At 48.6% G+C, this 18,602-nt stretch carries 17 protein-coding genes; 9 read left to right on the forward strand and 8 right to left on the reverse strand.

The window, feature by feature from the left end; genetic code table 11:
* Window positions 1-191: 191 nt before the first annotated feature.
* Both mobV and GGU46_RS20875 read right to left on the reverse strand, forming a co-directional pair.
* Window positions 192-1,217, reverse strand: a complete 1,026-nt coding sequence (mobV, locus tag GGU46_RS20870; protein WP_183405470.1) for a MobV family relaxase — start codon at window positions 1,215-1,217, stop codon at window positions 192-194.
* Window positions 1,218-1,406: 189 nt separating this feature from the next.
* Window positions 1,407-1,631: a hypothetical protein gene (locus tag GGU46_RS20875; protein ID WP_183405471.1), complete on the reverse strand. Its 225-nt coding sequence runs from the start codon at window positions 1,629-1,631 to the stop codon at window positions 1,407-1,409.
* 1,701 nt (window positions 1,632-3,332) lie between these two features.
* Between GGU46_RS20875 and GGU46_RS20880 the strand changes: the two genes are divergently transcribed.
* Window positions 3,333-4,328, forward strand: coding sequence for a replication initiation protein (locus tag GGU46_RS20880; RefSeq protein WP_183405472.1), 996 nt, complete (start codon window positions 3,333-3,335; stop codon window positions 4,326-4,328).
* A gap of 63 nt (window positions 4,329-4,391) precedes the next feature.
* On the opposite strand, the gene GGU46_RS20885 is transcribed toward GGU46_RS20880, so the two are convergent.
* Window positions 4,392-4,895, reverse strand: coding sequence for a hypothetical protein (locus GGU46_RS20885; protein ID WP_183405473.1), 504 nt, complete (start codon window positions 4,893-4,895; stop codon window positions 4,392-4,394).
* 14 nt (window positions 4,896-4,909) lie between these two features.
* Complete coding sequence (locus GGU46_RS20890; protein WP_183405474.1) at window positions 4,910-5,653, reverse strand: ParA family protein; 744 nt, start codon at window positions 5,651-5,653, stop codon at window positions 4,910-4,912.
* 198 nt (window positions 5,654-5,851) lie between these two features.
* Between GGU46_RS20890 and GGU46_RS20895 the strand changes: the two genes are divergently transcribed.
* Both GGU46_RS20895 and GGU46_RS20900 read left to right on the forward strand, forming a co-directional pair.
* Entirely contained in the window at window positions 5,852-7,117 is a 1,266-nt protein-coding gene (locus GGU46_RS20895) for an ATP-binding protein (protein WP_183405475.1), read from the forward strand.
* On the forward strand, window positions 7,104-7,631 hold the full coding sequence (locus GGU46_RS20900; protein WP_183405476.1) for a hypothetical protein: 528 nt from the start codon (window positions 7,104-7,106) through the stop codon (window positions 7,629-7,631). The genes GGU46_RS20895 and GGU46_RS20900 overlap by 14 nt, the downstream gene beginning before the upstream one ends.
* A 980-nt stretch (window positions 7,632-8,611) precedes the next feature.
* Here GGU46_RS20900 and GGU46_RS20905 read toward each other — a convergent pair.
* The 3 genes from GGU46_RS20905 to GGU46_RS20915 form a co-directional block, all read right to left on the reverse strand.
* Window positions 8,612-9,511 (reverse strand): S-4TM family putative pore-forming effector, encoded by a 900-nt coding sequence (locus tag GGU46_RS20905; RefSeq protein WP_183405477.1) that lies wholly within the window; start codon window positions 9,509-9,511, stop codon window positions 8,612-8,614.
* Complete coding sequence (locus GGU46_RS20910) at window positions 9,511-10,392, reverse strand: nucleotidyltransferase family protein (RefSeq protein ID WP_183405478.1); 882 nt, start codon at window positions 10,390-10,392, stop codon at window positions 9,511-9,513. Before GGU46_RS20910 ends, GGU46_RS20905 begins: the two co-directional genes overlap by 1 nt.
* A gap of 246 nt (window positions 10,393-10,638) precedes the next feature.
* Window positions 10,639-10,929 (reverse strand): hypothetical protein, encoded by a 291-nt coding sequence (locus tag GGU46_RS20915; protein WP_183405479.1) that lies wholly within the window; start codon window positions 10,927-10,929, stop codon window positions 10,639-10,641.
* A gap of 1,385 nt (window positions 10,930-12,314) precedes the next feature.
* Here GGU46_RS20915 and GGU46_RS20920 point away from each other — a divergent pair.
* Window positions 12,315-12,551: a helix-turn-helix domain-containing protein gene (locus GGU46_RS20920; RefSeq protein ID WP_246399133.1), complete on the forward strand. Its 237-nt coding sequence runs from the start codon at window positions 12,315-12,317 to the stop codon at window positions 12,549-12,551.
* Window positions 12,551-13,717, forward strand: a complete 1,167-nt coding sequence (locus GGU46_RS20925; RefSeq protein WP_215906425.1) for a restriction endonuclease — start codon at window positions 12,551-12,553, stop codon at window positions 13,715-13,717. Before GGU46_RS20920 ends, GGU46_RS20925 begins: the two co-directional genes overlap by 1 nt.
* Here the strand turns inward: GGU46_RS20925 and GGU46_RS20930 are convergent.
* On the reverse strand, window positions 13,710-15,449 hold the full coding sequence (locus tag GGU46_RS20930; protein WP_183405481.1) for an HsdM family class I SAM-dependent methyltransferase: 1,740 nt from the start codon (window positions 15,447-15,449) through the stop codon (window positions 13,710-13,712). The genes GGU46_RS20925 and GGU46_RS20930 overlap by 8 nt on opposite strands.
* A 369-nt stretch (window positions 15,450-15,818) precedes the next feature.
* Here GGU46_RS20930 and GGU46_RS20935 point away from each other — a divergent pair, with 369 nt between their 5' ends.
* The 4 genes from GGU46_RS20935 (at window position 15,819) to GGU46_RS20950 (ending at window position 18,602) form a co-directional block, all read left to right on the forward strand.
* Window positions 15,819-16,493 carry a recombinase family protein gene (locus tag GGU46_RS20935; RefSeq protein ID WP_183405482.1) on the forward strand — a complete coding sequence of 225 codons (675 nt, stop codon included), beginning with the start codon at window positions 15,819-15,821 and terminating at the stop codon, window positions 16,491-16,493.
* A gap of 50 nt (window positions 16,494-16,543) precedes the next feature.
* A complete protein-coding gene (locus GGU46_RS20940; RefSeq protein WP_183405483.1) occupies window positions 16,544-16,732 on the forward strand; it encodes a hypothetical protein in 189 nt (62 codons plus the stop codon).
* A 148-nt stretch (window positions 16,733-16,880) separates the two neighbouring features.
* Window positions 16,881-17,585 carry a hypothetical protein gene (locus tag GGU46_RS20945; protein WP_183405484.1) on the forward strand — a complete coding sequence of 235 codons (705 nt, stop codon included), beginning with the start codon at window positions 16,881-16,883 and terminating at the stop codon, window positions 17,583-17,585.
* Between the two features lie 57 nt (window positions 17,586-17,642).
* Window positions 17,643-18,602 carry a site-specific integrase gene (locus GGU46_RS20950; protein ID WP_183405485.1) on the forward strand — a complete coding sequence of 320 codons (960 nt, stop codon included), beginning with the start codon at window positions 17,643-17,645 and terminating at the stop codon, window positions 18,600-18,602.

The raw sequence follows: 18,602 nt of genomic DNA on the forward strand, positions 1-18,602 counted from the left end.
TCTTCTTCTCAAAGTTCGGCTCAGCCGGATAACCTCTCTTTCGCTCCTGAGCCTAATTGTAGCTGTTGAGCCAGTAAAGGGATTCTCTAAGTCGGCGGGTTTCCCCTATTTGTTTAACAACACCCTCTACTGCAATGAAACGGAACACTCAAAGTTAACCAGCAGGAGATAATCGCCGGCGAGCGCTAAAATTAATCCGCTATGCCCCGGTCTATCTCCCTGGCCAGCACCAGCTCCATCGCCCGAGCACCACGCTGGCGGAAGTCGGGTCCGCTTTCCTCGATGTGGGTATCGGCTTTCTTAAAAAGACTGAATAAATCGTGGATTTTATCAATTTCCCGGCTCTCGGTGCTGTATTCGACCTTTATCGTGCGCTGCGTTGTGTCTATTGCCTGCACACGCACTGAATCGAGCTTTTTGAGGTCTTCCACCATGTTCGCACCTGTACGGTCGTCGTGATAGTAGATAAGCGCACTAAGGGGCGGATTTGGGTCTTTCTGGCGTTCTCTCTCGCTAGCCTGCAATCGGGCCTGCACCACTTCGTGCGCTGTGCCCATTCCTAGCTCCTTGGCTAGCTCGTAAAAGCGCTTCACGTCCTGGTGCTGGGCCTTACTCCCCTCCACGCCCCGAACGAGCCCCAGAGGGGCCATTTCCTCGGCTATGCTGGTTTGCATATAGCGCATTTTTTCCCGTCCCCCCAAAAAAGAGCGGCAATTCAGCCGGCCCCGCTCGTCCACTGGGACTACCATGGCGTGAAGGTGGGGACTGGATTCGTCCAGGTGCAGCTGCACGTTCACCACATTCTCCAGCCCATATCGTTTATCCAGCCAGGCCAAGGATTTGTCCACGAACGCTTGCAGGCGGTCGGCATCCACCTGGCTTTCGGGCACAAGCCAGGAAAGCCCAGGTTCGGCAGTGGAGCGCGGGAAATAGTCGCCGTCTTCTTTGAAGAAATGTACAAAATCAGGACTGAACGCAATCAGGTGTTCGACACACAGCACAGCGTTTTTATTCGGCTTCCCATTGACCTTCTCCAGCTCAGCCAACCGCGCGTCTACATCGGCCAACAGGTCAGCACTGCCGCGCAGGATTTCGTTCTGGTGAGTCAGGTCGGGGTCTGCATTCGGAGTGTCCCGAGTCCGTTGCAGGTGCTGGCCTAGACTGGCAATGTTGCCTTTGGTTTTCTGTTTTGCGGTGCGCAGAATGATGTAGGCCATGAGAAGGCAAAGGCAGTGGGGAAGAAGAGGGAGTGTAGCAAGCTGCGGTCAAAAGACTATAATTAGGGCAATCGTCAGGGACGAACGTAACAACGATAAGCCAACGCTAACTCGTTAGCGTTGGCTTATCGTTGTGTAGTGAGTACACAACGCTAGAACAACGCTACTGGTATCGTTCCCTAACGCTAACTATCCATTGCTAAGAGATTGCCCCACTGCCTTCTTTTTCTTCTCCGCTACCTTGTCCTTAAGCTCATCTTCCTGCTGCATTCGCTTGGAAACCTCCTGAACTACCCCATCCATCACTAGGTCAGTTAGCTCATTCAGCCGGCCAAAATGCAGATCGCCCAAACGCTCTTTCCCAATTCCAAGTGTTTCTAAATGATGGAGCACCCCAATAGAATATGTGGTCATTTTCCGGACAAGTTTAACCATATGCCGCTCCCGTGCTGTCGTTGGCTTCCCACTTAAATCGCCAGCATTGTTCTTTTCCCAATGCGCGACCCGGCACGTCGTTCCACAGAACGCTTTCGTTTTGCGCCTAGCCTGGAACTCTATTCCGCAGTTCAAGCAATTCCCCGTCATATAGGCAAAGTACAAATACTTTTCTAAAAGACAATCTTATGGACGGCTAGTTCATATTGGCATCTGCTCGATTATGGGAAACTTAGTCAGCTATTCAGCCCTGACCTCCCAACGACTTTCTGCACCTAGTTACCCATCAAATCTGCTTTCTGTATGCGTCCCTGCTTTCATGAGTAGGCTGGCCTTCCCTTGCCCAGATCGTCCATCTTGGGGAATTTCTGTACGTTACAGGCCTCCTTCACTGCCTAATCGTTCGCCGGTATGAGCAGATTGTATAAAGTGACCTTTTTACAGGAATCTTCAGAACCAGATTAAACTTGTTTGGCATGTAAATTCACCCGTTTGAAAGCCACTGGGTGAGCTATGTCAAGCTTGACCATACCGGTAATCGTTGCGGCCAGCTCAGTTTGAAAGCCACTGGGTGAGCTATGTCACTATGCCAGGGGTTCTTTTCTTGGCTACCCATAATCATCGAAATGAGGCGATGCATCAGTGGTAACCTCCTTCGTTTAATACCATGGGTGCTGAATGTTACACCTCTCTACCATTTGCTATAATCTAAGACACTGACTACCAGCACTAAAAACATTGAGCTCACTTATAAAAGGTTTCCTTTTCAGCCTAGATCAGTCAGTAAGCATTTGCATAAGGCTTAGAGAAGTTTTGTTCCCCCTCTGCTATAAGAAGGCCGTTAAGTAAGTAAACTCCATGTAACTATACCATACAGACTGCACTAATAGTCATTTAGTAAATACCTAATAGATAGCTATTTATGAATCTTGTCCGGATGTAACTAATAGGTTTTGTACGTATATACGCACATAGTTCGCCAAAATGATTTCCATAAAGTCGACTCCACCTGAGCAGCAGGCTCTGGACAGGCTTTTCGAGAACTGGTTGTGCGTATATACGTACAAAACCTATTAGTTCGCGGTGGCTGCCACAGTAGTATTACATTTATAGTTAAATCTAAAATTAGTTAAGTTATAATTATTATTGACTCTGTAAGTAGTCATTGAGGCATATCAAACTCTACAATAAAGGAAGCTTAAGTGTCGTGTAGTCACACTAACATGGTTCAAAAGCATTTGAAAGCTACAATAAGGGGCAAGCAACGTGGATAAACTTGTTTTATTAGTAATAAATAGTAAAAAAGTACAAATGCATACTTGTGCTTAGTTGTGCCTTAATTTGTTGTTTTTCTTTCCCACTCTATGATGAAAAGTATAAAAGCCTTTCTTTAAAAGCCTTTTTTTTTTTCGAAACAACAAACTTGTGGTATTTCTTATATTTACTCTATTTGTAGGGGCTTGTAACTGACTGTATAACAGTTAGTTACAATCTTTAGCTAATAGGTTTTGTCTGCTATCTAATAGGTTTTGTCCGTCAACTAATAGGTTTTGTCCGTTGATCTAATAGGTTTTGTCCGTTGATCTAATAGGTTTTGTCTGCCAACTAATAGGTCTCTTTGATTTACTTTTAATTCAGTCTTGTTAAGTATATTTGGTGCTTCCTGTCTCACTTCCAATTATGCCTATCAAACCTAATCCAACTCGCACAGAGTCAAGCGTTGCAGTTAGGGTACAGCCGCAGCCCAATGCGGTTGAAATCAGGCAGAGTAATGCCATCACGACAGCTCGGTATGATATGACGGCGTTGGAGATGGACATCATGTTCGCCTTACTCTCACGGCTAAATAAAAACGATAAGCCAGGCACCATGTACCGCCTCAGGGTTCAGGAATTGGAACAACTCACGGGCAGAGAGTGGAACTACGCTAGGCTTGGACCGTCAGTCGATACATTGATGGAACGCAGCTACCACATCGAAGTGGGGGACTCATGGCTAAAAGTGGGGATGCTAGCCTCGGCTGAGTACATCAAAGGGCAAGGCGTTATCGAACTTGAGATTTCGGAGAAACTGCGCCCCTACCTCATCGACTTAAAAAGCAACTTTACTAGCTACCGCTTACAGTCCGTGCTCAGTCTGACCAGTAAGTACGCAAAGCGGGTGTATGAACTGGCCTCGCAATGGAAGGATGTTGGGGCCACGAAAACGTACTCACTGGATGAGTTCAAGTACATGCTCAATTTGAAAGACCCCACTGGAAAAGAACCTGAGCAGTATGTTCAAATATCCGCTCTCAAAAAGTTCGTGCTGGACATTGCCGTCCAGCAAATCAACGAGCACACTGATTTAACCATCTCCTACAAGCTTGGAAAGGTTGGCCGCTCTTACCAGACCGTCGGCTTCTATGTAGTCCGCCAGCAGCCACAGCAACTGCCTATCCCCTTCGAACTCAGCGAAGAGGATGCTCGGGTACAAATGGCGCGCAAGCACCTCGATGACTTGGCAATTAAGGACACGACACTGGTTAATCACATTCTATCGTCCGAGGTTCGATTGAAGGACCTCTTTGCGTTTGTATACAAGCTCAAGACGAGCAAAATCAAAGCCGCCACCAATGCGGGAGGACTATTCCTCAAAATGCACGGCTTGGTAGGTTACAAAGAGTCCGTAAACTGACTAATCCTGGATTCCCAAGACCGCAAGCTCTAACCAGCCACGAGAGTCCATACAGCCCAGACGTTAGCGGCTGCCCCCTGCCTGTCGACCCTGCTGAATACGTTGCCGGCGTTCCTGTTCCTGTGCCCGTGTCTGAGCAGGTCTGGGCGGAGCGGGAGTTGCACCGGCAAACAGCATATCTAGTGCTTCCTGCAGCGCCTGCTTTTGGGAGTAGGTATAGTCGCCTTGCGCGCGGCGGGCATGGACGTAATCCCGAAGCTGCTCCAGGTGGCCACGACTCAGTACGAAGGTTTGGCGCACGCCTTCCGACCCCACAACAGCAGCAGTAATGCTAGGTGACGACTCTGGGTCAGAGCTACCGAGCTCATTGGTATTACTCTTATTACCGATGTTACTTGTATTACTACTGTTACTGATGTTACGAGTGTTATGCGCTGTCTCAGCTTTCCCAACCGCCTTTTTTACAGGCGTGGACTCATCGGTAAGGTCGAAAAAGTCGCGTTCCGATAGGGGCTTAGGGTCGGTCGTTTCACCAGGACGAGGCAGGTTTTTGAATGTCTTAGCCATGAAGATCGAATGAATTAGCGGTTCAGAATCTCGGCTACCAACGCTTGGTAGTCAGCCGCCCCGGCACTCTGTGGGGCGTAGGAGAAGATGTCTTTGCCTAGGTGAGGCGCCTCGCCCAGGGCAATACTCTCCCGAATGAAGCTGCTCATCACGAGGCCCGGATGGAGTACCCGCAGTTCCTCGGCGGTTTCCCGGCGCAGCACTTTGCGACTGTCGTGCCGGGTAAAGAACACCCCGCCCACCGATAAATCAGGATTCAGGCGCCGTTGTACTCTACTCACCAGTTCCAACACTTTCTCCAGTCCGTCGGCTGCGTACATCTGGGCTTCCAGCGGCACATAAAGGGCATGGGCGCACGTGTAGGCATTGAGCGTAACCAGACCCAACGCCGGAGGACAGTCGAGCAGGATGTAGTCGCAGCGCTCACGCACGGGCTCGAGCAGATCCTTGAGCAGAAACTCCCGGTCCAGCTCATCACCCTTCACCTTCTCAAAGCCGGACAACGCCGGCGAGCCCGCCACCAGCGCCAGGTTCTCGCGCAAGGGGTACGCCTTGAGCTTGTACTCACCCAGCAGCGCGCCGTACACGTTGTGCTCGGCATCAAGCAGACCTAGTCCTTTAGTTAGGTTAGCTTGGGGGTCTAAGTCCACCAGCAGCACCCGCTGGCCGGCTCGCGCTAGGCCGGCACCGACATTGGCGGCGGACGTGGTTTTGCCCACGCCGCCTTTTTGGTTTGTAAACGCCAGAATCTTGCTCATGGAGCGAAAGTAGGTATAAAAGTATTACCCGTGTTACTAATCGTGTCGATGTTACTTGTGTTACCGATATTACCTATGTTATCAATGTCACCCGTCACAACTCAGGTAAAGAATTAAGCGTCCCACATAGTGCGGCACGAGGAGCAAACCCTACGACGCGCCATTTACAGTACCTTTGGCTTCCTACATTGCAGGTGTATGAGTAAACTAAAAGTCGAGAATTTCGGGCCAATAACGACCGGCTATGCTGAGGAGGGCGGCTTTATGGATTTCCGTAAGGTGACCGTCTTCATCGGTAGCCAGGGCAGCGGGAAAAGCAGCGTGGCGAAGCTGTTCACCACGATGAACTGGCTGGAAAAAGCGCTATTTCAGGGGCGCGTCACGGCGAAGTTTGTGACTAGCTATAACCGTTTCGTGCGGCGCTACTGTGCCTACATGAACGTAGAAAACTACTTCCGGGACGATACATACATCGAGTATCGGGGCGCGGCCGCCACGCTCATCTACCAACACAAAAAGCTGTCGGTGGACTTGCAAGTGAACACACCGAACTACCGGATACCTAAAATAATGTATGTGCCCGCTGAACGGAATTTCTTGAGCGCGGTCCATGAGCCGGATAAGCTTAAAGGTCTCCCTAGCGCACTACTTGAATATTGGGAAGAACTGCGCCAAGCCCAGCGCGAGATAGGCAGTGACGGCTGGCAGCTCCCAATTGGTAATGTGCGATTTGAGTATGATAAATCGAACCGAATTCCCTGGCTTATCAGCAAGGCCGCCGGCAAGGTGCCATTTCGGCTGCGGCTGGCAGAAGCTTCCAGCGGGTTTCAATCGCTAGTGCCCCTGCTGCTGGTATCGCGCTATCTAACCCAGTTTATCTATAAGGAACAGGATGCTTCCCGCAGCGAAATGAGTGCCGATGAGCGGCGGCGCTTGCGGGAGCAGGTCGATATTATCCTCAAATCGAAGCTGCCTCTAGTAATACAGCAAGAAGCGCTGGAGTCCCTAACGGCCCGTTTTCGTCCTACTACATTTCTGAACGTAGTTGAAGAGCCCGAGCAGAACCTATTTCCGACCTCGCAACGTGCCGTGCTATACGAGTTGCTAGGCTATGCCAACACCATGCCAGCTAACGAGTTGGTCATCACCACCCACAGTCCATATATTCTCAATTACTTGACGCTGGCCATTCAGGCTAACGAGGTAAAACAAACCATCCGGGCAGTTGCGGTTCCCCACAAGCTTGAGCAGCGGCTGCAAGCTATCGTGCCGCTGGGTGCTACCTTGGCCGCCGACCAAGCCGTGGTGTACGCGCTTAACAGTGTGGGTGCTATCACCCGTCTACCGATGGACGACAACATTCCGTCCGACGACAACGACCTGAACAACGCGTTAGGTGAAGCTAACGCTCGCTTCTCCGATTTATTGGAAATTGAGTTAGACGCTGAAAATGCCCAAGCCTAATTTCCTCGTTGGACAGAGAGCAGACGGGCAATCCTGCGACACGCTGGTAAGCGAAGCGCTTTTCGGCATTTGCGATGATGCCAGCAAGCGCGACGAACCTGCTTACATCAGCACAGACCAGACTGCGGAAAATACCTGGATTGCCCGAGTCGACAATAGCCCCGAGTATGACGTGACTTTCACAGCCGTAGACAAGTGCATTCCCGTCTTCAAGGGTAGTGGGGGTGAGCAAAAGCGTTGTGACGGCTTGCTACAGTATGAGACTACCTTAATTTTTGTAGAGCTAAAAGAACATAAAGACCCGGGTAAGCAATGGGCAAACGAGGCGGCCAATCAAATAAAGCAAACCATGAGCGATTTTGCCGATGCGCACGGGTTTAGCGGTAAAACTATAAGGGCCCACATTGCAAACCGTGTTCAACCGAATGCTCAGCAAGGACACGCAAGCGTGATAAAGAATTTCTTTAGTGCTACCAAACTCATATTGCGCATTGAGGGCACTATTGTTCTATGAATCACTGAACGTGCTTCTATCACGCATGGCGAAATTGCAAGGCCGCCGTGTATCTAGTAATACCAGTATTACTAGTATTACCAGTATTACCCAATAGGTAAAGCCGTGACATGTGTGTCCCCTGGTGCGAGATATCGCACCAGCATAATTGCCACTTGCAGTTCACCCAATGGTGTTTGGATGGCTATGCATCAACTGATATTTGAACATCCTGCACCATGAGTTCAACCTAGGAGAGCATCAAAAAGTGTGGGGCAGTCGGATAAAGTGGTCAGGGTAGGTGTTGCGCCAGCAGTGGGACAAGTGCTTGATGACCGCACTTATCTCCTATTTTTTTGTTGCTTTTGATAGCCTTCCTAACCCACTGCCCCACACTTTTTGATGCTCTCCACTTCTGAAGTACAGCGCCTCGGGCAGCTCAAGCAATGACAAAGGCAATCAAAAAGCGCCTTCGGATCGTTGGCATCGGAAAGAAACAGGATACGAATGTGTGTTCAACTGCTTGTTCCTCTCCCCCTTTTCAGCACCCCATATTTGCCTCAGAAGCCGAGTATGATCAATCCGTTGAAAGCGTCGTGGCGCGCATTAGAAGCGGGCAGGTGACGGCCCGCCACCCCGACTTATAGCTGCTCAAATCGTCCTCGTGGACCGATTCAAAGTGGGGTATAGCTAGGAGCTACTTATCAGGCGGGTTTGGGCTAGGCTACGACTCTTTTTCACGGGACTGTTGACGCTCAGTGGGTAGCGGTAATCCATCGAGCTGGTCTGCATGACGTTGCTTGCTCTGGGTAATGAAGCACGAAATTTCTCGCAGTTCCTCCTCGGTTGGCGGTTTGGATTGGATTAGGCCCGCGTCTTCTGGTTCATACTCAATGTGCTTATCCATAGTGTCTTTTTATGGCAACAGGGAATACAGAATTACCCTAAAGCGTTTTGCTGTAACTGACTGAACACGAATTGACTATAATTAATACAAAATTTTAAATAATGTTGTGAGCTTGCTTATATCTAATGACATAGTCTTCTGCAGCAGAGTCCATTATTTGTTCATTTTGATCGCGCGTCAGCTTATAATAAAAATTTGGTACTAATGGCCTTTGGCTTCTATGGTCAAATAATGCATCCTGAATTTGTCGGGATGATTCGGTAAGTCTCATAGAATTACTATTGCTTAAGCATTCTTTCCATACTTCGTCAAAATATACACGCATTTTTGCTATAGTAGTGCATGCTTCTTTATTGAGAATGTTTTGTTTAACACAGAACAAAAATGCAGGAAGAATAGCTGATGTTACAGTTGCAATATGGTAAAAATCTGGATTTTTAATTGCTAACCAAACCGTCCAAGCAAATACTATTACTGCAACTAATGTAATCCATAAGTATGTAAAACTATTTCTAAGACGTTCATCATACTGCATGCTACTACGTTGACAGATAAGTCGAGCCGGTTCAATAGGTATCTCATGGATGATTTTTGGATACCAATCGATCTTATTTCTCTTTCTTGCCTCAGGTAGCGGATCAGGAATTGCTACTATATCTTCAATTGGAATATTTGCTTCCCTGAAAGGTGACTGAGGGAGAATAAGTACGTCAATATCGAAACATTCTCTGACGCTGGCAGCTCTGCCCTTTAACTGGGCTATAATAGGGTCGAATAAATAAAAGTCCAAAATTGTTATGATTGCTCCATACAGAGCAGCACGAGGACCCCACGTTTCGCATATAACAGCAACAAGTGATAAAGCAGCTGAAACAAATACGACTAAAATAATCTGTATTCCATTACAAGTTTTAGCTTTTGAATATAATCTATCCTCTACAAGCAGCTTGCGGAGTTGCTGTAAATTATTTTGAATTGTGGGAATAGAATTCATTATCTAGCGGGAAAGTTATAGTTGAATAACAAGTCATATGTTAAAAATGCATCGTCTATTTTCCCTTCATGTGCTTGATTAATGGCTCTACGAGCACGGCCTGCTGCTGATTTAACTTTGGATAAAGCTTCAGCATGTTGAGCATCCGAACTACAAGGTTTTATATGTCCAGATATTCCAACCGGATCATATAATCCAGGTAAATTATCTTTCTCTAATTTTTCAAAAATTAAAGCCAAATCTATTGCATAATCAATATAAGATTCATTTGAACAATGGCGAGTTACATATATTTCTAAAAAGAAAGATATTATTGGCACTTCCCAGTAATATTTCCAAGCCTTTATAAGACGTATAAGTAATTTTACTTTATTTGATTTTGCATCGTCAGTTTTTTGCACGTAATAATTATGTGCTGATGGACTAGAATTCATCCAACCACTAGAGCAGTCTGGAATCTCATATTTAGCAAATTTTTTTCCATCATATTCTACCATCCCATAAAAATATGCCGGAGTTACTTCCATTTTTTCAGAAGCCCATGTACCAAATGGTATTCTTACAGCGGGACAATTAACTACAATTCCCGCAGTATTCCAGAATTTTACTTGTAGTGATTCTTTTATTTCACGTAAGGAAATGGAAGATTTTTCCTTTAGATTTTTTGCAGGTATTACTGCGAAATAATCTGTATCACTATGATGTCTCACTCCTGTTCCATTGCCGAAAGAACCTGTCTCAAAAAAGCTAGAACATCCGTACCCATTTATTAGGCAAGATTCAACAGAGCTTTTATGAGCCCTAGCTTTATCATGTTCTGAGGCTGCCGGCACTAGCCATGTCAGGAATGCACTAAAACCTTCATCAATTGATTTTGCCATTCTAAGTAGATATTATCAAGATAGGGTATGAATTAAAGCAGAAAGGTAGTGCGTAAATTTGGTATTAAAAGGGTGCGAAGTGAAATCTGCTGTAACGGAAAAGTACCATGTTAGTTAGATGGGAGCGGTGAAGAGCAAAACCTGCACTGATTCTGAGGCGCCGGGTATAACCGTTTTTATGTTAAGAGATAAGACCTAGGCCCGGGGCACACTATTTTTTCTCCCCCACTGCCTGTAAAATTCAGTTTATTTCCGTGCAGGTTTAGCTGGCTCCCCGTCTGCGTATTGCTTGTGGGTATCGAAGAAAAGTTTGAATGCCTGATTTATCACATCGGTGGTCCGAGCACCGCCTGGCTTGTTCGATTGATAATTGAAAAGGCGCCGTTTGTTCTCTGCCGTAATCGTGGAAGTGAACGGGTACTTCTTGTCCTGGTCTTCCTCTTCTTTCGCGACTTTCTGGGACATGGCCATTTGCTTGATGGTCTTGATTAAAAGTTTGGTTCGAATGTTACCAAAGTCAGAAGATTTTTTCGTCAAATCCTGGCTTCGGCCGTGAGTGCGACTATTTACAGTAGATGACCCCATTACCGAAGCAATCTAAGGATAACTCGAGAGGGAGGATTGATCCGATAATATATAAGGGAAATCACATTGTTCAATGAAACGTATAACCCTTAATGCCTTACTGTTTAAAGCAGTAGTACTTATCTTAATTGCCTTTGCGCCTAGCTCCTGTTCCAAGCCAGGGCCTAAACCCAGTATCATTATCGTTGCGCCATCCTCATCATCAGTAGCCATTACCGCATCGCTGTACACGTTACGCCGGAGGGTGATATCACCGTTACGGCTGCCAAGGTAATTACTCCTGCCCCAGTCCCTGCACAGGAGAATACCCCGCCCGTCCGTCGTCGCGAGAAGACGCTTCGCACATCCAAGCGCAGACATGCAGCCGCTAGAACCAGTACACCTGCGCCCGCATCTGCACCGCTTGCCACGCCACCAACAGTGCCCTGCAACTGTCCTTGCTAATGTATGTCCGCACCGAAGCTGGAGCAACTTCTCCAGCTTCGGTGCAGACATACGCTCAGGGGACCAATGTTACCAAGAGATTTTGCCCTGTTTGTTTAACAACACCCTTATAACCACCACCTCGGAATCGCACGGGGTTTTGGCCCTCTGGCTCTACTGCTTCGGCGTGGTACTTTTCTGGTTCAGGGCCTTCTTCCAACAGGGCGGATTTACACGGTAAGCCCTACGGCCGGCCGTAGTACTGGCGTAGCTCCGCGCTACACTCGGTCAAACTCAGCTCGCCGGCCACGTAATGCCGATAGAGTCGCTGGCCAGACGAGCTCAACAGAGCAGCCCTTGGGCGACTTTCAGGACCTCCACTTTATCGAGTAGTGCCTGACGCTGTGCCGGGGTCTGCTCGGCGGGGCCAAAACGTTCGACTGCTGTCATACTTAAACAGGTAGGGGAAAACCAGGTAACACAAGGCGATTAGAGCGGCAGCGGTAAGGTTTCTCCATCACGGTACATAGCACGTAGGGCGGCAGCTCGTTCATTTCCTGCATCAGCGCGGCCATTTCCGCCGCGTATGGGTACACCCGACCGGGCTGCTCGGGCAGCAGTGGGCGCACGTTGACCGCTGGTGCTATGTCGGGGCGGTACCACCGCATCAACTCGTCATGCACCTGCACTTAGTCAATCTCGCCCGCGATGTAGCGCAATTGCAGCCGCACCATTTCCGGGGAGGGTACCGCCCGGTCACTGGCTCCCATGCAGATGGCCCACCGCACCGATTTCCACCGCTGCGCGGGGGGCTATTCTTCTTCGTGAATCTGGGGTATGTAGTCCATAATGATACTTATAGTCGGTAGACTTATTTACATCAGAAACCAACCTTTGTTAGCAAAATCATGCGAATGAAAACTGCTTATTCAGAAGAGGAGAAGAGATTTCTACGGGACCTCGGAAACACGATTAAGCACTATCGTACCCTTTGCGATTTGTCCCAAGAGAAGCTTGCCTTTGCTAGCAATCTTGATAGGACTTATATCGGTTCCGTGGAGAGAGGGGAGCGCAATATTTCGGTGATTAACCTAAATAAAATTGCAACCTCTCTGAACATAAAACCTTCGGAGCTAATGAAAACCGCATAATGTCTTCATCGCCAAAGCAGGCTCAACTAGCATTAGGATTTAACACCCAACCAGAGAGTAGTAGCAAGCAATTCAAGCCCCAAAACGCTGAAGCAGACCAGGCGCAAGCAGCAACACTACTTTCAAAAGCAGTCCGGAAAGCAGAGAACATTGCAAATGATGGACTTACTATAAACAGCCCTATCGAAGTCGGTGATGAATCATACTGGTTGACTAGTGCCGAACTGACCGTATTGTTGAACGATAAGATGGTTGGCCAATCCTTCCAAGGTCTGGCTTTAAGAACACGTTCTAAAGTAGCCAAATCATCTGTCTGTGAGGCTTTGGGATATGTAGTACCCAACTCGTTCCCTAAAGTGCAGCCCCGTTTTCCGGGCCAGTGCTTTGATACATATGTTCAAAAGTCCAATAACCTTCAAGTCTGGAATGAAGAACTAGCTCCAGACAGAAGATATGTAATAATCGGGGTGGATGCAGATGACACGGTTACCAAGGTCAGGGTCATTACTGGCGCTGATTTGGCTAAGCTTGATACTACAGGCACCCTAACCCAGAAGTATCAAGCACGCCTAATCCGGGGAGCAAACCACTTGGAGTTAATCTCTCCCAACGATACTGAGGTCTTAGCGCTAGCTTCTAGCAACTTAGCAGTTACACTAAGTGGTATCTCCCCAACAGATGCCCCATCTGAAAAGCAGTTATTACCGATTTCCGCCATATTCAGCAAGCTTAGCAGCTTAATCAGTATGTCCTTTCCAGATATTGGCATTACCCAAGAGCGAAACAGGGGAGCCGAACTCCATAAGCTTGTATGCAAAGCACTGGGCTATGACAACTATAAGGACAATGGTCAATTCCCCGATGTCAACAACCAGCTCTTAGAGGTAAAGCTCCAAACTTCTACCACCATTGATTTAGGGTTGGTTTCACCAGATAGTGAAGCAAAACTTGATTTAGAGAAGCTATTCAATGATAACGTAAGGCACTGCGACGTGCGCTACGCTATATTTTTCGCAGAAACTAAGTCAGGGGTGGTTACCATAACCGATTTTTACCTGACTACTGGCCGTGATTTCTTCTCGCGCTTTACGCAGTTTGGGGGCAATGTATTGAACAAAAAAATCCAAATCGGGCTGCCTAAAGGGTTTTTCTTAGACACTATATAAGCTCGTATACAGGCTCTACCCCATAAGCTTGAGCTACTTTCTGCTCAAGCTTGTATTCTAGAATTGAAATATCACTTTTGTCAAAGGTGTTATTAAGCTCGTTGGCTAGCTGCGCGATTTCATTAGCTATAGGAGAGCTTAAGCTTGGTAAAGGATACTTCTCTACGTACTGAGTTATGTATCTCCGTCGGCCTGAGTACAACTTATTGTTAAAGACCAAATCATGATACTTAGTCATAAGTTTAGAGTTGGCCACACCTTGGATAAGCAGCAAGTGTTCTTCTTCGGCCTTGTTCTTGGCTGCAATCCAATAGCAGTTACCATTGACAATCTTTCCTGATTTATCGAAATAGAAGCGAGGCTCTAAGCTTATGTCTGGAAAGACGAGTTTTGGAAGTTTCCATACTTCTGGCTTCTGAGGCACCCAGATTTCATACCATTTGCGTCCCGCATCGATAACGTATTGCCTACCTTTTAGCTGTACCTCATGCGAGCGGAAATACTTCATTGCTAATGGATAGTCCTCGATATCCACTGTACACTTCTTTCCCCCTTCCGAGTAATGAGGGTAGAGCATTTGTAAAGCGCTATTCTCTACCGCAGTCCAACGGCTGATATTCTCTTGTGAGAGAAGCTCTTTTAACAAGGAAGCTTCTGGTTTTTCTTCTCCAAGCGAATCCCAAGAATCACTGATAAAAACGTTGTCAGCAGTGGTTTTCACGCCTACTTTGACCTTAAAAATATCCCCTATTGTGCATGAAGAGGCTTTCTGAATTTCTGTTATCCAGTTAAGCTCGTCATCGGTTAGCATTCCCCAGGCTTCCTCAGAGCCAACTTCATACTTTAACACTCCTTTACTGACTTTGTAGCTTTTGCTACCAAGTTTGAAGTAGTTTGCTGTATGGCTATTTAACGCTTCGTATATGGTACTCACACCTTCTGTGTCGCCAACATACTCTTTCGAGGCTTCATAGACCTTTATAAACAGTGGATTAGAGTCAACTGCTTTAGCTTTTTTCTTAGCAATCAAAATAGCAGGCAAAACAGCCGCTGTGAACAATTTAGTATCACCTAAATCTATCAACTCTAATATTTCATAGTTTTCACTCAAGTATTTTCTAATGCTTGTACCACTCTTAGTGTACAAGTATCTGTTAGAAGTGATGACCCCGAGAATTCCGCCTTCTCTCAGACTTTCGGTCATTGATATTAGGAAAGGGTAATATAGGTCTACTCGCCCTTTCAACTCGAATTTCTTTGCCAACAGTTGTGCCTTATTAGAACCCAGAACTTGGGTGCGCACATAAGGAGGATTGGCAATAATTATGTCGGCCTTAATGTTCTTTTCTACATCGCTGCACTTAGCGGGCTCGGAAAAGAGGTCTGTTTGGATAGGGCCTTTGTTAGCTTGAGCGGAGCTTGGAAGTACAACAGCCTCTAAAAAATCCTCATTCTTCAGGCTGGCATTTTTCCAGCCCTTCTCGTCAATACTGGTTTTGGCTGTGGTCAGGTAGTCAAGGTTTGAATCGAACCCAATCAAATCAACGGTCACACTACGTGCGGCCAATTTTTCCCCGAGTGACAGTAACAATGCACCTTCACCGCACGCTGGGTCTAGAATCAACGCCCTCTCATCTGTAGTGTACTTGAGTATGCGATCAGATAAAAAATCCGCCAACTGACTCGGCGTGAAGGTTGCACCTGTGCTTTTTATCTGCTTTTTAGTGGGCATAATCTTTGTTTTTGATTACAACAAAGATACTTAAAATCATCATCCGAAACTTCGTTTTCTTTAACGATAGGACTGATTTAACCTGTAGTCTAGGGCCTCGGACACGTTACTTATCCTCTACACGCTCAGGATTAGGCCATTTAAACAAGTGAGGCATTTGGCTCTGCGCGTGTTGCCCCTCCGTTATATCACTCTGTGCTTGAATGGGCACGGCCTCTACTTGCTGCACCACTTGGCGCTGTTGCTCCTGAATAGGGCCTTCTTATAGCAGTGGGGGGCGAAATACCAGTCGCTAGGCGCTTGTCACATTTTACAAACGAACGTTTAAAAAACGTGACAACGTAAAAAATGGGTGGTAGATTCGCTCCCATGAACAAGTTCGTGGCCTACTTCCGCGTGAGCACCGCCCGCCAGGGCCAGTCCGGCCTGGGCCTCGAAGCCCAGCAGGCCGCCGTGCTCCGCTTCCTGCCCGAGGACGCCATGCGGGTGGCCGATTTCGTGGAGGTGGAGAGCGGCCGCAAGAGCGCGCGGCCCCAGTTGGCGGCCGCCATCGCTCTGGCCCAGCGCGAAGGCGCCGTGCTGCTCGTGGCCAAGCTCGACCGCTTGGCCCGCAGCGTCGCTTTCCTGGCCACTCTCATGGAAAGCCGGGTCCGCTTCCAGGCCGTGGACCTGCCGGCGGCCGACGAGTTCACCCTGCACATCCTGGCCGCCGTGGCCCAGAAGGAAGCAGCGGCCATTTCCAGCCGGACGCGCGATGCGCTGGCTGCCAAGAAGGCGCGGGGGTTTGCCCTGGGCACGCCGGCCAATCTGACCTCTATGGCGCGGGCCAAGGGATTGGCGGCGCGTCAGGCCAACGCGCAGGCCAACATTCGTAACCGCCAAGCGGCCCAACTGGCCACCTTACTGCAGGCCAACGGAAAGAGCTTGCGGGCCATCACCGAGCAGCTCAACCAGTCGGGCTATTGCACCCGGCGCGGCAAGGCCTTCCACCCCATGGGCGTGCAGCGCCTGCTGACCAAACGACCGCACTCCCTCGTTACGTAAACTACCCACTGCCCCCTGGCGGCCCGTTCCCGGCCCGAGCACCCCATGCCATGAAAAAGTCAACCAAAAAACGCCTGCTGATTGTTCGCGTGGCGAAAGGGCTGGCCGTGGGGCCGCGAGCACCCCGGACATTTTATCACGCCATCTTTGCGTCGGAAGCTGAATACGACCAATCCGTGGAAAGCGTCGTGGCCCGCATCCGGAGCGGACAGGTGAAAGCCCGCACCCTTGATGCATAGCGGTTCGTCCCCGTGTTACACGCCCCGTCCCAACTACAGAATGTGTCCAGGGTTCGACCAATAATCTGATCAACCTTTTCACCTGCTTGACGCGCTTGTACAAATGAAGTTTCCAGATTTTGGTTTTACGTGGAATAACACGTCCACCATGTTAACAGCCATTGCGGCGGCTATTGGTATATGGGTATGGTTCAGTGCTCCGTCAGGTGACTTGCGAATTAAGCGGCATACTTCGCCGCTAATAGTACCCCAGTACTTGCTGCAGCATGATAAGCAGGATTCGGCCATGGCCCGCCAGGATACCTTAATGCATTGGGCCTATTACAGAACATTGCGCCTGACCCCGCTGGCTGTTCATAACCAGGTGCGTGATTCTTTTGAATTTTACAACAAAATGTACAGCCCTTTTATCCTGCAACGGCCACTGAATAGGTTTCTCGATGGCACGCCACAACTGACGGTTCTAGAACTGGAAAATGCCGGTAATAAGCCGCTGAAAGAGATAGCTGTTCTGGCTCCGCAGAATGTGGAGTTTGAAGTAATGGGCAAGGATGGCCGAATGATTCATGGTAAATCACAGGGTAAGATTTTCTTGGACGATTTAGCCGGCAAAGAGAAGCGTCAGGTGCGGCTTTGGCATTCCAGTCTTTATAGCTATGATAAGCTCCAAGTATCACACGCTGACGGTGTTGTAGAAGCAGAATCTCCAGAGGAAGCCACCGGAATTTGGGCTATCCTTATTCGCCAACAGATAGCGTTACCAATCTACCTGCTGATGCTACTTTCTTTTTTACTGACTGCCTGGACCACCCGCAAATCCAGAGGCACTACCAGTCAAGCAAATGAGGAATAGTCCTGTACTCTACATTCTCTAGTAGGCACTTACATGAGCATGCACTTACCTACGGCCTTGTCCGACGAAACGCACGAGGTCGGTCCAGCTCGAAGCATAGACGAGTTCACCCAGGAAGCGACCGATTACTTGATTCGCAGTCAGCAGGGCTCCGAAAAAACCCGCCAGGCTTATGCTGGTGACTGGCAGCGTTTCACCGCATGGTGCCAGGAGTACGGACGCATCCCGCTACCGGCGGAGGCGGCTACAGTCGGAGGCTTTCTGGTATACCTGGCCCGCGAAAAGAAGGTATCTACCGTGCGGCGTCATTTAGCTTCAATTAGCAAGGCTCACCGGCTGGCCAAGTTGCCAAACCCCGTTTTGGATGAGACGGTAAAAGACCTAATTAAGGGCATCAGTTTGCAAGAGAAGGTGGCTCCCAAGCAGGCCAAAGCCTTTACGCTGGAACATTTTAAGCGGACTGTGCAAGGTATCTCCTTAGAGCGCCCCGACGGCGTACGGGACCGGGCTCTATTGCTGCTGGGCTTTGCCGGCGCGTTTCGCCGCGATGAACTTGTAAAGCTGCAGGTCGAGGATCTGGAGTTTGACGACGACGGTTTACTCATTCGTCTGCGCGAAAGCAAAACCAACCAGCAAGGCGAATCGGAAGAAAAAGCCGTGGTCTATTCTTCTGATCGGCGCACCTGCCCCGTGCGGGCCGTTAAGGACTGGCTTCAAGTGCTGGAAGCTAACGGTCGCAGCAGCGGCCCGTTGTTTCTGTCCTTCAACAAAGGCCAGCGGCTCGGTCGCAAGCGGCTCAGCAGTATGTGGCTGAACGAGTTGGTACAGCGCTACCTGGGCGCAGCGTATTCAGCTCACTCCCTGCGGGCCTCGTTTGTTACCATTGCCAAATTGGGCGGGGCCGAAGACTCGAAGATTATGAACCAGACCAAGCACAAGACTACAGGCATGATTCGGCTCTATACCCGTATTGATAGCGTCCGCCAGCATAATGCCGTCAACAATTTAGGCCTGTAA

It is taken from the genome of Hymenobacter latericoloratus (genome assembly GCF_014199535.1).
Classification (GTDB): Bacteria; Bacteroidota; Bacteroidia; order Cytophagales; family Hymenobacteraceae; genus Hymenobacter; species Hymenobacter latericoloratus.